This window comes from Mycolicibacter arupensis (assembly GCF_002086515.1).
GTDB lineage: Bacteria > Actinomycetota > Actinomycetes > Mycobacteriales > Mycobacteriaceae > Mycobacterium > Mycobacterium arupense.
On sequence record NZ_MVHH01000047.1, the window covers coordinates 1 to 13,760 of the forward strand.

Here is a 13,760-nt window from a genome sequence, read left to right on the forward strand (position 1 = left end):
GAGGCCAACCACCCGCCAGCCGCGTACCCAACCTCTCAGGTCACAACAGCTAGCCGATCGGCACGAAGCCCGCGCCCGGCCGGTCGTTGGCGTTGATGTCGGCCATGACGGCGTTGATCGACACCACGACCGCAGGCGTGTGCAACGGGATGTACTTGATCACGCAGGTCGGCAGCGCGTCGCTGAACGCCCCGTGGATCATGCCCACCAGCATGTTGTTCACCACCACGGGTCCGCCCGAGTCGCCGGGCCGTCCGCAGACCTGCATCACGATGGTGCCCGGGTCTTGGCCCGGCCCCCAGGTCATCCCGCAGGAGTTGCCGGTGGTGCGGCCCTGTTTGCAGGCGATCTGGCCGACCGAGGGGTCCGGCCCGATGCCGCCGATCACGAACCCGCCGAAGTTGGGCACCGGCGTCACCTTGTCCGGGTCGAACTGGATCACCGCATAGTCCAGGGCGTCATTGCCGGCCACCATGTGTCCGATGACCCCGGCGCCCTCGGAACCCTCCGCGGCCACCTGAGCGCCTGGCCCACCGCAGTGCGCCGAGGTGAAACCGATCAGCGCACCGGTCTTGTCGTGCCCGATGGCGGTGAGCGTGCACAGCGTGTCCTCGTCGACGACGAGGCCCGCGCCGCCGCCCATCACGACCTTGTCGTCGGCGGCCACCCGGGCGGCCGGAGCTGCGACCGTGACCACGGCGGCACACGCCGCCCCGGCCACTAATGCCGCTGCGGCACGCAGCATCCAGCGGTGCGCGATCTGCACAGCGGTTCTCCCGTCGATCAACTCCACCCCCGGTGGTAGACACCAGCGTAGCGGCGGCCGGCGACGCGGCGGGGCTGGGCGCGCCGCGGCCCACCGCCATCGGGGCGGCTTTGCCGGGGCCGCTCGTCGGGTCGGCCACCGCATGGCAACATTAAGCCGCGACGACGGCGAACGGAGGACAGCCAGTGAGCAAGGCCGATCGCAGGAACGCATCCCGCGCCTCGAACAGCTCGGCCAAGGCGGACCGCAACGGCGTGCCGAACACCGTGGCGACGATCCCGCTGGCCGACCCACACGCACTGCCTGCCGACCCCTCCCTGGGCGACCTGGTCAAGGACGCCACGGCGCAGATATCGACGCTGGTGCGCGCGGAGGTCGAGCTGGCCCGCTCCGAGATCACCCGGGACGTCAAAAGGGGCCTGACCGGCAGCGTCTTCTTCATCGCTGCCCTGGTGGTGTTGTTCTACAGCACCTTTTTCTTCTTCTTCTTCGTCGCCGAACTACTGAACATGTGGCTGCAGGACTGGGCCGCCTACCTGATCGTGTTCGGGATCATGCTGCTGGTGACGGTGGCCTTGGCCGTGATCGGCTTCCTGCGGGTCCGGCGTATCCGCGGACCTCAGCAGACCATCGAGTCGGTTCGCGAGACCCGCGACGCGTTACGCCCCGATCCGTCCCGTCTGCACGGCGCGTCGGCAGCAGGGGCGGGCTCGCCCCAGAGTGGACCTACCACCGACCCGTCAGGCTGGTAGTGCCGCCACCGGATCCGTCGAGCACCCGCATCGACGGCCCGTGGCGCCACTGGGACATCCACGCCAACGGCATTCGCTTCCATGTCGTCGAGGCGGTACCGGCCGGCGGCAGCCGCACCAACGTCCCCCCCACCGCACGGCCGCTGGTGATGCTGCTGCACGGGTTCGGTTCGTTCTGGTGGACTTGGCGTCATCAACTGCGCGGACTGAGCGATGTGCGTGTGGTGGCGGTGGACCTGCGGGGCTACGGAGGCAGCGACAAACCTCCCCGTGGCTACGACGGCTGGACGCTGGCCGGCGACACCGCCGGCCTGATCCGGGCGCTGGGGCACTCGTCGGCGACCCTGGTAGGCCATGCCGACGGCGGGCTGGTGTGTTGGGCGACCGCGCTGCTGCACCCCCGCCTGGTACGTGACATCGCCGTAGTCAGCTCACCGCATCCGGCTGCGCTGCGGCGTTCCGCACTGACCCACCCCGACCAGGGCCGCGCCCTGTTGCCGTGGCTGCTGCGCTATCAGGTGCCGTTCTGGCCGGAGCGCAACCTGACCCGCCATGGCGGCGCCGAACTCGAACGCCTGGTGCGGAGCAGGGCGGGCGCCGATTGGCAGGCCACCGAGGATTTCGCCGAGACCATCGGGCACCTGCGCACCGCGGTGCAGATTCCCTCCGCGGCGCACTGCGCCCTGGAGTACCAGCGCTGGGCGGTGCGCAGTCAGCTTCGTACCGAAGGCCGCCGATTCATGAAGGCTCTGGACCTGCGCACGGTCACCACTCCACTGCTGCACCTACGCGGCGACGACGACCCCTACGTGCTGGCGGATCCGGTCGAGAAGACCCGACGGTATGCCCCGCACGGCCAGTACGTCTCGGTGCCCGGGGCGGGACACTTCGCCCACGAAGAGGCTCCCGCGCTGGTCAACGATCACCTGATGCGGTTCTTGCAGCGGGACTAGCCGGTGGGTTACTCGGACCCCACGCAGGTCTGAGTCGGCACCGGTTGCGTGTCGCCAACGCGGGCAAGCTGTCCGGTCACCTCGTCGGCCGTCATGACGAACCCGGTGTCGGCGTCGTCGACCGCGGCACCGAACACCACGCCGAGCACCCGGCCTTCCATGTCGATCATCGGTCCGCCGGAATTGCCTTGCTGGACGGTGCCCCGGATCGTGTACACCTGGCGGGTGACCGTCGCGTTGCGGTAAATGTCCGGGCCCTCGAGATTGATGACATCCCGAATTCGGGCCGGCGTGGCCTCGAAGACCCCGCCACCGGGGTAACCGAGCACCAGCGCGTCGGTGTCGGCCTCCGCCGGCGCAGAGGCGAACACCAGCGGCGGCAGGGGCAGGTCGGGGACGGCCAGGATCGCGATGTCTTCCTGGGGGTCGAAGGAGATCACCGCGGCCTCGAAGGACTTGGTACCGCTCTCCACCGTGACACTGTCCGCGCCGGCGACCACGTGCGCATTCGTCATCACGCGCGTGGGGGCGATCACGAATCCGGTGCCCTCCAACACCTTCTGGCAGTTGGGTGCCACCCCCCGTATCCGCAGCACACTCGGCGCGGTGGCCTCCACCACGGGGCTGGCGGCCAGTTCCGGGTCCGGAGCATCCACGGCCGCGATCGGGGCCCGGTTGAAGGGTTCGAGCACGGCGGGCAGACCGGAATCGTCGAGCACCGCCGACAGGCGCCGCGGCACGTTCTTGAGCCAACGCGGTGCGACATCGTCGACCTGACGCAGCACCCGAGAATCGTTGACGGCGGCGGCCAGGTTCGGTTGGTCCGATGCGGTCAGCGGAGTGGCCAGCAGCCAGGCCGCGATCAGCACCACCACCAGCTGCAGCGCCACCCCGATGACGGAATCCACGCCCCGAACGCCCGGATTGCGGATCGCTCCGCGCACCGCCCGGCCCAGCACCACTCCGGCGACCTCACCGATGACCACCATGGCCAGGATCAGAAAGAGTGCGGCGAACAGCTTCAGCCGGGCGCCGGAGACGCTCTCGATCAGGTGCGGGGCCAACAGCACGCCGGCCATCGCACCCAACGCAACACCGACGAAGGACAGCAGCGAGCCCAATGCGCCGGAGCGCCAGCCGGACACCGCGGCAACGAAGGCGATCGCGAGCACGGCGATGTCCAGCCACTGTGACGACGTCATATCCCAGTCATCCCCGTTCCACCTGGTTCTTCTCCAACCAAAGCCATGGCCTCGTCCAGCCCGAGCACCTCGGTGGTGTCCCAGGGCTGAGCCCAGCCGGCCACATCCAACATCGCCGAGATCACCTGGGCGGTGAATCCCCAGACCAGCATCTGGTTGAGCCGGAACGCCGGCATGGCCCAACGCCGACTGCGCGCATCACGGTAAACCATCAACCGGTTCTCGGGGTTGATGAATGCCCGGACTGGAACGCGCGCGACGATCGCGGTCTCCCCCGGATCCACCGCCGTCACCGGCCCGGGGTCCTCGGAGTAGGCCAGCACCGGGACCACCTGGAACCCCGAGGGCGCGATGAAGATCTTCTTCAACGCAACGAGCGGGTGAACGCGAGCCGGATCGATGCCGGTCTCCTCGTTGGCCTCCCGCAGCGCGGTGGCGACCGGTCCGGCGTCGCCGGGGTCCACCGCCCCGCCGGGGAAAGCGGCCTGACCGGCGTGATGACGCAGCGTCGAGGCTCGCACCGTGACCAGCAGGTCAGCCGATTCGGTGATGGCGGACGCGGGACCGGCCGGCGGCCCGGAGAACAGCACCAGGACCGCCGCGTCGCGCCGATTTCCGGTGAGGCTGGCTTTGGCGTCGGCCGCCGTGATCATCGCGCGCACATCGGCGGGCAGGCGCTGCACATAAGCCGACGGCACCTTTTCGACGTTGTCGATCAGTGGGCGCAGCCACGACGGTGCGCGGGACGGGACCCAGGGCTGGGACTCGCCAGCGCTCACCGCGCCTCCCCCTTCGCCGGATCCTGATGGCCCCGCATCAGCGACCGCTGTTCTCGACGGCGGCGGCGATCTCCTCGGCATTGGCGAAGGGCTGCGGCAGGATGCGGGCCACGCTACCGTCCGCGGCCAGCACCACCGTCGCGGGCATCACGTTGGGCACCCGCAATGCGGCGGCGATCTGACGCCGACCGTCTTGCACGGTGGGCAGGTGCACGCCCAGCTCGGCCAGTAGCGCCAGCCCGGCCGCTTGGTTGTCGTCTTGATGCACGGTCACCACTGTCACGCCCGGCCCGGCGCGGCGCTGGTATTCGGCGAAGGCCCGCAGCTCGTCGCGGCAGGGCCCGCACCAGTACGCCCAGAGATTGAGCACCACGGTGCGGCCGGCGACCATCGCAGCCGCATCGACCGGTATGCCGTCGGCCGCGCACTCCACGGTGACGCCCCGCAGTGCGCTGGGCCCGGTGCCTTGGGGGCCCACCCGGCAAGGCGGCAGGTCGGCGCGCGCCCGCAGCGCGGCCAGGTCGGAGGTGGCGCCGGACACGGCGGAAGCCCGGCCGTGCTGCGCCGCAGCCGGTTCACGGCGCAATTCGGTCACCAATCCAGTGAGCAGTGCGGCCACTACGGCCAGTACCGCCAGGGTCCATCGGGTCGAGCTGCTCATGGCGCGGCAACCCGCTACAGCCCGGCCAGGGCCAGCAGGTGCTCGGTCTCGGGCCCCTTGACCAGCGCGGCGGCCTCCAGCCGGTCGGTGGGCCCGAGCCCGAACGAGGGGCAGTCCTTGGCCAGCACACATACCCCGCAGGCCGGCTTGCGGGCGTGGCAGACGCGCCGGCCGTGGAAGATCACCCGGTGGCTCAGTAGCGTCCACTCCTTGCGCTCGATCAGCTCACCGACCGCGTGCTCGACCTTGACCGGGTCCTCCTCGGAGGTCCACGCCCAGCGTCGCACCAGCCGGCCGAAGTGGGTGTCGACGGTGATCCCCGGGACGTCGAACGCGTTGCCCAGAATCACGTTGGCGGTCTTGCGTCCCACTCCGGGCAGGCTGACCAGTTCTTCCATGGTGTGGGGCAGCTCCCCGTCGAAGCGTTCGACCAGCGTCTGGCCCAGTTTGGTCAGGGCCGCCGCCTTATTGCGGTAGAAGCCGGTGGGCCGAATGAGCTCCTCGAGCTCGGTGCGGTCGGCTTGGGCGTAATCCAGGGCCGTGGGGTAGCGGGCGAACAACGCGGGTGTCGTCAGATTCACGCGCACGTCGGTGCACTGGGCCGAGAGCACGGTCGCCACCGCGAGCTCCAGGGGCGTGGTGAAGTCCAACTCGCAGTGGGCGTCAGGAAACGCCTGCGCCAGAGTCCGATTCATCCGGCGGGCGCGCCGCACCAGTCCGGTCCGGGTCTCCGTCCGCGCGGCGCGGGAGGCTTTGTCCACTGTCACCTCCGACAGGGTACTAATTTGTGACCCCAACGAGATCTTGCCCATGTTTACTGACGACTTGTGTCCTGGTTGTTGATCACCGCCATCCCGACGCTGCTGATGTTGTCGGCGGTCGGGTTGGAACGCATCGAAACCGGGCTGAGTCGGGTGGAGCAGGCTAATCCGCAGTTTCCCCCGAATCGCCGTGCCAATCGTGTGTAGCGTTGTAACGTCGCTTGACGCCTGGCTCTAGACTCAGGTGGCTGGTCGGGTTTCGGCCGGTGCTTTCGATTACAAAACCTTCATCAAAAACATTTAAGGGGCATCGTGGACGAGATCCTGGCGAGGGCCGGAATCTTCCAGGGAGTTGAGCCCAGCGCCGTGGCGGCGCTGACCAAGCAGCTTCAGCCCGTGGACTTTCCGCGCGGACACACCGTGTTTGCCGAAGGAGAGCCCGGCGACCGGCTATACATCATCGTCACCGGGAAGGTGAAGATCGGACGGCGCTCTCCGGACGGCAGAGAGAACCTGCTGACCATCATGGGTCCGTCCGACATGTTCGGCGAGTTGTCGATCTTCGACCCCGGCCCCCGCACCTCCAGCGCGACCACCATCACTGAGGTGCGCGCCGTCTCGATGGACCGCGACGCCCTGCGTTCGTGGATCTCCGACCGGCCCGAGATCGCCGAGCAGCTGCTGCGGGTGCTGGCTCGCCGGCTGCGTCGCACCAACAACAACCTGGTCGACCTGATCTTCACCGATGTCCCCGGCCGGGTCGCCAAGCAGCTGCTGCAGCTGGCGCAGCGGTTCGGCACTCAGGAAGGCGGGGCCCTGCGGGTCACCCACGACCTGACTCAGGAAGAGATCGCCCAGCTGGTCGGTGCGTCGCGGGAGACCGTGAACAAGGCGCTGGCTGACTTCGCCCACCGCGGCTGGATCCGGCTCGAGGGCAAGAGCGTGCTGATCTCCGACTCCGAGCGACTGGCAAGGCGCGCGCGCTAAGCAGTCTCGCCGAACCCGACGTTTTGCAGATGTCTACTCGTACTTTCTCTGCAGAACGTCGGTTTCGAGCCGCCGGTCAGCCCCGCAGATAGTCCAGCTGGGCCTGAACCGAGTGTTCGGCCGCACCCCACAGCTCCTCGGCAACGTCGGTGTAGACGTGCTCGACGACTTGGCGGGCCGTGGCGTCCTCGCCCAATGCCGCAAGCGCGGAACGCACCTGGTCGAGCCGTTGTTCGCGGTGAGCCAGGTAGCCGTCGGCCACCGCTTCGATGTTCGGCAGCTCTGGGCCGTGCCCGGGCAGCACAGTGCGCCCGCCCAACCCGCGCAGCCGCCGTAGCGAGTCCAGGTAGCGCGTCAAGTTGCCGTCTTCGGAGTCGATGACGGCGGTGCCCCTGCCCAGCACGGTGTCGGCGGTCAGGACGGCGTCATCCAGGACGAACGACAGCGAATCCGCGGTGTGACCCGGCGTGGCGAACACCGTGATGCGCAACCCGGCGGCATCGATCACCTGCCCGTCGGTCAGGCCGCCGCCGAGACGACGCTGGAATCCGCTGCCCGCCGAGTACACCGGCGCCCCGACGGCCTCGACCAGCTTGTCGATGCCCTCGGTGTGATCGAAGTGCCGGTGGCTGATGAGCACCAGGGCGATCTTGCCGACCTCGGCGAGACGTCCGATGTGCTCGTCGTCGTCGGGCCCCGGGTCGACGATCACCACCTCGTCACTGCCGGGTCCGCGCAGCACCCAGGTGTTGGTGCCCTCCAACGTCATCAGCCCCGGGTTGTCGGCCAGCAGCACCGAGGCGGTCTCGGTGACCGGCCGCAGCCGACCGTAGGCGGGATGACTGGCCGACACCGCGGTCTACTCCGCCGCTGCCTTCAGTTCGACGATCAGCTCGACTTCGACCGGCGCATCCAGCGGCAGCTCAGAAACCCCTACCGCGGAGCGTGCGTGCTTGCCGGCGTCGCCGAAGACCTCGCCCAGCAGCTCTGAGGAGCCGTTGACCACGGCGGGCTGACCGTTGAAGTTCGCCGCCGACGCGACGAATCCGACCACCTTGACCACCCGCGCCACGGCATCGAGCCCGACCAGGGCGTCGACCGCTGCCAACGCATTGAGGGCGCAGATGCGGGCCAGCGCATGGCCCTCCTCCGGACTGACCTGCCCGCCCACCTTGCCGGTCTGCGGCAAAGCGCCGGCCTGCATGGGCAGCTGACCTGAGGTGTACACCAGATTCCCGGTGCGCACCGCGGGCACGTAGGCCGCCAGCGGCGCCACCACTGCGGGCAGTTCGATGCCGAGCTCGTCCAGCCGGGCCCGCCAGCTCATCGCGGGCGCTTCAGGAAGGCGATGAGCTGCTCACCCGACGGCCCCGGGACCACCGAAACCAGCTCCCAGCCGTCCTCTCCCCATTGGTCGAGGATCTGCTTGGTGGCGTGCGTGAGCAAGGGGACGGTGGCGTACTCCCAGACCGTGCGTTGACTCATGGCAGCGAGCTTATCGCTAGCGCCGCCGAGCCCTTGGTTAGCATGCAGTGGTGACAGCCAAATCCAGCAGCGAGCCTGCACTCGGCTGGCCTTCTCGATTGACGAAGGCCCGGCTGCATTTCGTGACCGGCAAGGGCGGTACCGGCAAAACCACGGTGGCGGCCGCACTGGCGCTGTCGCTGGCCGCCGGCGGACGTCGGGTATTGCTGGTGGAAGTCGAAGAGCGCCAAGGCATTGCGCAACTCTTCGACGTCCCGCCGCTACCCATCGAGCCGCTCAAGGTCGCGACCGCCGAGGACGGCGGGCAGGTCGATGCGCTGGCGATGGACATCGAAGCCGCATTCCTGGAATACCTCGACCTGTTCTACAACTTGGGGATCGCCGGACGCGCGATGCGCCGGGTGGGCGCGGTCGAGTTCGCGACCACCATCGCTCCCGGCCTGCGCGACGTGATCCTCACCGGCAAGATCAAGTACCACGTGATCCAGACCGACAAGAACAACAAGCCGGTCTATGACGCGATCGTGGTGGACGCGCCGCCGACGGGCCGGATCTCCCGGTTCCTCGACGTCACCAAGGCCGTGTCGCAACTGGCCAAGGGCGGCCCGGTGCATTCGCAGGCCGACGGGGTGGTCAAACTGCTGCACTCCGATCAGACGGCCATCCACCTGGTGACGCTGCTGGAAGCCCTGCCGATGCAGGAGACCCTCGAGGCCATCGAAGAGCTGCGCGAGTTGGACCTGCCGATCGGCAGCGTGATCGTCAACCGCGACATACCCGCTCACCTGGATCCCGCCGATCTGGCCAAGGCCGCCGAAGGCGTCGTCGATGCCGACGCGCTACGGGCCGGCCTGGCCGCCGCGGGAATCACGCTGGCCGACGAGGACTTCGCCGGGCTGCTGACCGAGACCATCCAGCACGCCACCCGCATCAGCGCCCGGACGGAAACGGCCGAGCAGCTGGAGGATCTGGACGTGCCGCGCCTGCACCTGCCGACGATCACCGATGGGATCGACCTCGGCAGCCTTTATGAGCTTTCCGAGATTCTGGGCCAACAGGGGGTTCGATGACACCCGATACGACCGGCAAGCCGCTGGCACTGGATTTGGCGGCGATCCTGGCCGACACCTCCAACCGGGTGGTGGTGTGTTGCGGCGCCGGCGGCGTCGGAAAGACCACCACCGCGGCGTCGATGGCGCTGCGGGCCGCCGAGTACGGCCGCAATGTGGTGGTGCTGACCATCGACCCGGCGCGCCGGCTGGCGCAGGCACTGGGCATCGAGGACCTGGGCAACCACCCGCAGCGCGTCCCGTTGCCCGCGGAGGTACCGGGCCAACTGCACGCGATGATGCTCGACATGCGCCGCACCTTCGACGAGATGGTGGCGCAGTACTCCGGGCCGGAGCGAGCCGAGGCGATCCTGAGCAACCAGTTCTACCAAACGGTTGCCACCTCGCTCTCCGGCACGCAGGAGTACATGGCGATGGAGAAGCTCGGCCAGCTGCTCGGCGAGGACCGCTGGGACCTGGTGGTCGTCGACACCCCGCCGTCGCGCAATGCGCTGGACTTCCTGGATGCGCCCAAGCGCTTGGGCAGCTTCATGGACAGCCGGCTGTGGAAGTTGCTGCTGGGGCCGGGCCGGGGCCTCGGCAAGCTGGTCGCCGGCGCTCTCGGCCTGGCGATGAAGGCCCTATCGACGGTCCTGGGTTCGCAGATGCTCTCGGATGCGGCGAATTTCGTGCAGTCTCTCGATGCCACTTTCGGCGGCTTCCGAGAGAAGGCGGACCGCACCTACGAGCTGCTCAAGCGGCGTGGCACCCAGTTCGTGGTGGTGTCAGCTGCTGAACCCGACGCACTGCGTGAGGCGGCGTTCTTCGTCGATCGGCTCTCCACCGAGCGCATGCCCCTGGCCGGGCTGATCCTCAACCGCACCCACCCGATGCTGTGCGACCTGCCCATCGAGCGCGCCATCGACGCCATCGAGACACTGCAGGAGCCGGCCGGCGAGTCGTTGCCCGACGGCGCGAAGGCGCTCACCACGGCGGCGCTGCAGATTCATGCCGAACGCGGCGCCACGGCCAAGCGTGAGATCCGGCTGCTCTCGAGGTTCACCCGGGCAAACCCGCGGGTTCCTATCGTCGGAGTGCCTTCGCTGCCGTTCGATGTCTCCGACCTGGAGGCACTGGGCGCGATCGCCGATCAGCTGACAGCGAAGAAGTAGAAGTAAAACCGAAGAGGGACTCAGCCGGTCGTCAGCCGGCGTCGCGCTGCTTGCGCTGGGCGGCGAAGTACTCGCGCCAGGACGTCACCTCGGGGTGTTGCTTGAGCAGGGCCCGGCGTTGCCGTTCGGTCATGCCGCCCCAGACGCCGAACTCGACGCGGTTGTCGAGAGCGTCAGCCAAACACTGCAGCACGACCGGACAGTGCCGACAGATGACCGCGGCTTTGCGTTGCGCCGCCCCGCGAACGAAGAGCTCATCGGGGTCGGCGGCCCGGCAGACGGCCTTGGAGACCCAGGCGATTCGGCCTTCGTCCTGCACGCCACGCAGGACGGTTCGGGGAGTTTGGGAATCCGACGTCGTTGCCACACTGGTGTGAACCGCTGTCGCTGCAACAGACACTGACGATCCTCCGTCCCGGCCGCCCCGGCAGCCACCTATTCAACATCGGCACCGATCCGGTACTGCGATCTGCGCCACATCGCCTCATCAGTGTTACCTGAATCGCACTTGATGTCCAAGTTAGGTGGTCAGGTGGCGTCTGCGCAACAGGTTGATCGGCACTTTTTTGGGACAACCGTGCAGTCCGATCATGATCTGCACCGTTTATAGCCCGGACGAAACGGGGGGAAACATGTTTTTATTTGCGGCTACGCCAATATTTTCCGGGAGACGCCCGCTCGGAGGGGTCTTCGGTGGCCCGCCTCGCCCGGCTCCGCCGCGCTTGCGACCACCGCTAGTGTGTTAGCCATGTCGGAGCGCCCCCCGACCGGCCCAACTGTGCTCAAACTGGCCGGGTGTTGTCTGCTCGCCGCCGTGCTACTCGCGGCGCTGCTGTTTCCCGTCGCCGGTGGCGTCGGCCTGATGTCCAACCGCGCCTCGGACGTGGTGGCCAACGGATCGGCCCAGCTAGTCAGCGGTGACGTTCCCGCGGTGTCCACCATGGTCGACGCCAAGGGCAACACCATCGCCTGGCTGTATTCGCAGCGCCGCTTCGAAGTGCCCAGCGACAAGATCGCCGACACCATGAAGCTGGCGATCGTGTCGATCGAGGACAAGCGCTTCGCCGAGCACAGCGGCGTGGACTGGAAGGGCACCCTGACCGGGCTGGCGGGCTACGCCTCCGGGGACATCGACACCCGCGGCGGCTCCACGCTGGAGCAGCAGTACATCAAGAACTACCAGCTGCTGGTACTGGCCCAGACCGATGCCGAGAAGCGCGCGGCCATCGAGACCACCCCCGCGCGCAAGCTCCGAGAGATCCGGATGGCGCTCACGCTGGACCGGACCTTCACCAAGCCCCAGATCCTGACCCGCTACCTGAACCTGGTGTCGTTCGGAAACAACTCGTTCGGGATCCAAGACGCCGCCCAGACCTATTTCGGCGTCGACGCCGCCGACCTGAACTGGCAGCAGGCGGCCCTGCTGGCAGGCATGGTTCAGTCGACCAGCACGCTGAACCCCTACACCAACCCCGAAGGCGCACTGGCCCGCCGGAATCTGGTGCTGGACACCATGATCGAAAACCTCCCCGGTGAAGCCGACGCGCTGCGGGCGGCCAAGGCAGAGCCGCTGGGCATCCTGCCGCAGCCCAACGAGTTGCCGCGCGGCTGCATCGCGGCCGGAGACCGGGCGTTCTTCTGCGACTACGTGCAGGAGTATCTGACGCGGGCCGGCATCAGCAAGGAGCAGGTGGCCCGGGGCGGCTACGTCATCCACACCACCCTGGACCCCGACGTTCAGGCCCCGATCAAAGAGGCGATCGACAGCTTCGCCAACCCCAACGTGCAGGGCATCGCCAGCGTGATGAGCGTGATCAAGCCCGGCAGCGACGCGCACCCGGTGCTGGCCATGGCCAGCAACCGCACCTACGGCCTCAACGCCGACATCGGCGAGACCATGCGGCCGCAGCCGTTCTCCCTAGTCGGCGACGGCGCCGGGTCCATCTTCAAGACCTTCACGGTGGCCGCAGCACTGGAGATGGGCATGGGGATCAGCGCAGACCTGGAGGTGCCGGGCCGATTCCAGACCAAGGGCATGGGCTCAGGCGGCGCCAAGGGCTGCCCCAAAGAGACCTGGTGCGTGGTGAACGTCGCCCCCTACCGGTCGCCGATGAACGTCTCCACCGCGCTGGCCACCTCACCCAACACCGCGTTCGCGAAGCTGATCTCCCAGGTCGGGGTGGAACGCACCGTGGACATGGCGGTCAAGCTCGGCCTGCGCTCCTACGCCGATCCGGGCACCGCCCGTGACTACGACCCGGACAGCAACGAGAGCCTGGCGGACTTCGTCAAACGGCAGAACCTCGGATCGTTCACCCTGGGGCCGATCGAGGTCAATGCGCTGGAGTTGTCCAACGTCGCCGCCACATTGGCCTCCGGTGGCATCTGGTGCCCGCCGAACCCGATCGACAAAGTCTTCGACCGCAACGGCAACGAGGTCGCCGTCGCCACCGAGGCCTGTGATCGGGTGGTCCCCGAAGGCCTCGCGAACACTTTGGCCAACGCGCTGAGTAAGGACATTCAAGGTGGCGGCACCGCGGCGCCCGCCGCCGGTTCGGTGGGCTGGGATCTGCCGATGGCCGGCAAGACCGGCACCACCGAGGCGCACCGCTCGTCGGGCTTCCTGGGCTTCACCAACCGCTACGCCGCCGCCAACTACATCTTCGACGACTCCCTCTCGCCAGGAGACCTCTGCTCGTTCCCGCTGCGGCACTGCGGTGACGGCGACCTGTACGGCGGAAACGAGCCGGCCCGCACCTGGTTCGCGGCGATGAAGCCCATTGCCACCGACTTCGGCGACGTCCTCATGCCGCCGACGGACCCGCGCTATGTCGATGGCGGTCCCAATTCCCGGGTGCCCAGCGTCACCGGCCTGGAAGTCGACGCCGCGCGCCAGCGCCTCAAGGAAGTCGGGTTCCAGGTCGCCGAACAGCCGAGCTGGGTCAACAGCAGCGCCCGCTCCGGGGCGGTCGTCGGCACGTCGCCGAGTGGGCAGACCATCCCCGGCTCGATCATCACCATCGAGGTCAGCAACGGCATCCCGCCACCACCGCCACCGCCACCGGAGGGTGGTTTCCCTCCATTCGGGCCGGTGGGTTCGACGGTGGTGGAGATTCCTGGGCTGCCACCGATCACCATTCCGCTGCTGCCCCCACCTGCGCCGCCGCCGTAACGGCAGGAGCGCAGTGCAGGC

Annotated in this window: 16 protein-coding genes; 7 read left to right on the forward strand and 9 right to left on the reverse strand. The window is 68.2% G+C overall.

From position 1 onward, the window contains the following. Positions 1–49 precede the first annotated feature (49 nt). Positions 50–766 carry a S1 family peptidase gene (locus BST15_RS17145; RefSeq protein ID WP_109370844.1) on the reverse strand — a complete coding sequence of 239 codons (717 nt, stop codon included), beginning with the start codon at positions 764–766 and terminating at the stop codon, positions 50–52. A 185-nt stretch (positions 767–951) separates the two neighbouring features. Between BST15_RS17145 and BST15_RS17150 the strand changes: the two genes are divergently transcribed. After that, entirely contained in the window at positions 952–1,518 is a 567-nt protein-coding gene (locus tag BST15_RS17150) for a phage holin family protein (protein WP_046191395.1), read from the forward strand. Then, entirely contained in the window at positions 1,518–2,471 is a 954-nt protein-coding gene (locus tag BST15_RS17155; protein ID WP_046191396.1) for an alpha/beta fold hydrolase, read from the forward strand. Before BST15_RS17150 ends, BST15_RS17155 begins: the two co-directional genes overlap by 1 nt. Positions 2,472–2,479: 8 nt before the next feature. Here the strand turns inward: BST15_RS17155 and marP are convergent, their stop codons facing one another. From marP to nth, 4 genes are read right to left on the reverse strand one after another with little or no spacing between them, the layout of a single operon-like run. Beyond that, complete coding sequence (marP, locus tag BST15_RS17160) at positions 2,480–3,673, reverse strand: acid resistance serine protease MarP (RefSeq protein WP_046191397.1); 1,194 nt, start codon at positions 3,671–3,673, stop codon at positions 2,480–2,482. Next, positions 3,670–4,533, reverse strand: a complete 864-nt coding sequence (locus BST15_RS17165) for an NUDIX hydrolase (protein WP_082103867.1) — start codon at positions 4,531–4,533, stop codon at positions 3,670–3,672. Before BST15_RS17165 ends, marP begins: the two co-directional genes overlap by 4 nt. Further along, the gene (locus BST15_RS17170; RefSeq protein ID WP_046686449.1) at positions 4,490–5,113 is read right to left on the reverse strand and encodes a TlpA family protein disulfide reductase; all 624 of its coding nucleotides are present in this window, start codon (positions 5,111–5,113) and stop codon (positions 4,490–4,492) included. Before BST15_RS17170 ends, BST15_RS17165 begins: the two co-directional genes overlap by 44 nt. Positions 5,114–5,127: 14 nt before the next feature. Beyond that, on the reverse strand, positions 5,128–5,874 hold the full coding sequence (gene nth, locus BST15_RS17175; protein WP_046190204.1) for an endonuclease III: 747 nt from the start codon (positions 5,872–5,874) through the stop codon (positions 5,128–5,130). A gap of 66 nt (positions 5,875–5,940) precedes the next feature. Between nth and BST15_RS22175 the strand changes: the two genes are divergently transcribed. Beyond that, positions 5,941–6,081: a hypothetical protein gene (locus BST15_RS22175; protein ID WP_165757139.1), complete on the forward strand. Its 141-nt coding sequence runs from the start codon at positions 5,941–5,943 to the stop codon at positions 6,079–6,081. Positions 6,082–6,186: 105 nt separating this feature from the next. After that, a complete protein-coding gene (gene crp, locus BST15_RS17180) occupies positions 6,187–6,861 on the forward strand; it encodes a cAMP-activated global transcriptional regulator CRP (RefSeq protein ID WP_046190199.1) in 675 nt (224 codons plus the stop codon). 76 nt (positions 6,862–6,937) lie between these two features. On the opposite strand, the gene BST15_RS17185 is transcribed toward crp, so the two are convergent. The 3 genes from BST15_RS17185 to BST15_RS21520 are packed head-to-tail and all read right to left on the reverse strand — an operon-like array spanning position 6,938 to position 8,346. Beyond that, a complete protein-coding gene (locus tag BST15_RS17185) occupies positions 6,938–7,714 on the reverse strand; it encodes an MBL fold metallo-hydrolase (protein WP_046190198.1) in 777 nt (258 codons plus the stop codon). A 6-nt stretch (positions 7,715–7,720) separates the two neighbouring features. Then, positions 7,721–8,188 carry a RidA family protein gene (locus BST15_RS17190; RefSeq protein WP_046190197.1) on the reverse strand — a complete coding sequence of 156 codons (468 nt, stop codon included), beginning with the start codon at positions 8,186–8,188 and terminating at the stop codon, positions 7,721–7,723. Next, a complete protein-coding gene (locus tag BST15_RS21520) occupies positions 8,185–8,346 on the reverse strand; it encodes a Sp36 family protein (RefSeq protein ID WP_109370840.1) in 162 nt (53 codons plus the stop codon). Before BST15_RS21520 ends, BST15_RS17190 begins: the two co-directional genes overlap by 4 nt. A gap of 47 nt (positions 8,347–8,393) precedes the next feature. Between BST15_RS21520 and bagA the strand changes: the two genes are divergently transcribed. Together bagA and bagB are read left to right on the forward strand one after the other, a co-directional pair. Next, a complete protein-coding gene (gene bagA / locus BST15_RS17195; RefSeq protein ID WP_046190196.1) occupies positions 8,394–9,416 on the forward strand; it encodes an ATPase BagA in 1,023 nt (340 codons plus the stop codon). Further along, positions 9,413–10,567 (forward strand): ATPase BagB, encoded by a 1,155-nt coding sequence (gene bagB, locus BST15_RS17200; protein WP_046190195.1) that lies wholly within the window; start codon positions 9,413–9,415, stop codon positions 10,565–10,567. The genes bagA and bagB overlap by 4 nt, the downstream gene beginning before the upstream one ends. Before the next feature lie 31 nt (positions 10,568–10,598). On the opposite strand, the gene BST15_RS17205 is transcribed toward bagB, so the two are convergent. Beyond that, on the reverse strand, positions 10,599–10,934 hold the full coding sequence (locus BST15_RS17205) for a WhiB family transcriptional regulator (protein ID WP_046190194.1): 336 nt from the start codon (positions 10,932–10,934) through the stop codon (positions 10,599–10,601). Positions 10,935–11,315: 381 nt separating this feature from the next. Between BST15_RS17205 and ponA2 the strand changes: the two genes are divergently transcribed. Next, positions 11,316–13,739 carry a transglycosylase/D,D-transpeptidase PonA2 gene (gene ponA2, locus BST15_RS17210; RefSeq protein ID WP_046190193.1) on the forward strand — a complete coding sequence of 808 codons (2,424 nt, stop codon included), beginning with the start codon at positions 11,316–11,318 and terminating at the stop codon, positions 13,737–13,739. Positions 13,740–13,760 lie beyond the last annotated feature (21 nt).

Coding starts and splice junctions, on each gene's coding strand:
- marP (WP_046191397.1), bottom strand. CDS start 3,673: ATGACGTCGTCACAGTGGCTGGACATCGCCGTGCTCGCGATCGCCTTC.
- BST15_RS17165 (WP_082103867.1), bottom strand. CDS start 4,533: ATGCCGAGGAGATCGCCGCCGCCGTCGAGAACAGCGGTCGCTGATGCG.
- BST15_RS17170 (WP_046686449.1), bottom strand. CDS start 5,113: ATGAGCAGCTCGACCCGATGGACCCTGGCGGTACTGGCCGTAGTGGCC.
- BST15_RS17190 (WP_046190197.1), bottom strand. CDS start 8,188: ATGAGCTGGCGGGCCCGGCTGGACGAGCTCGGCATCGAACTGCCCGCA.
- BST15_RS21520 (WP_109370840.1), bottom strand. CDS start 8,346: ATGAGTCAACGCACGGTCTGGGAGTACGCCACCGTCCCCTTGCTCACG.
- bagB (WP_046190195.1), top strand. CDS start 9,413: ATGACACCCGATACGACCGGCAAGCCGCTGGCACTGGATTTGGCGGCG.
- ponA2 (WP_046190193.1), top strand. CDS start 11,316: ATGTCGGAGCGCCCCCCGACCGGCCCAACTGTGCTCAAACTGGCCGGG.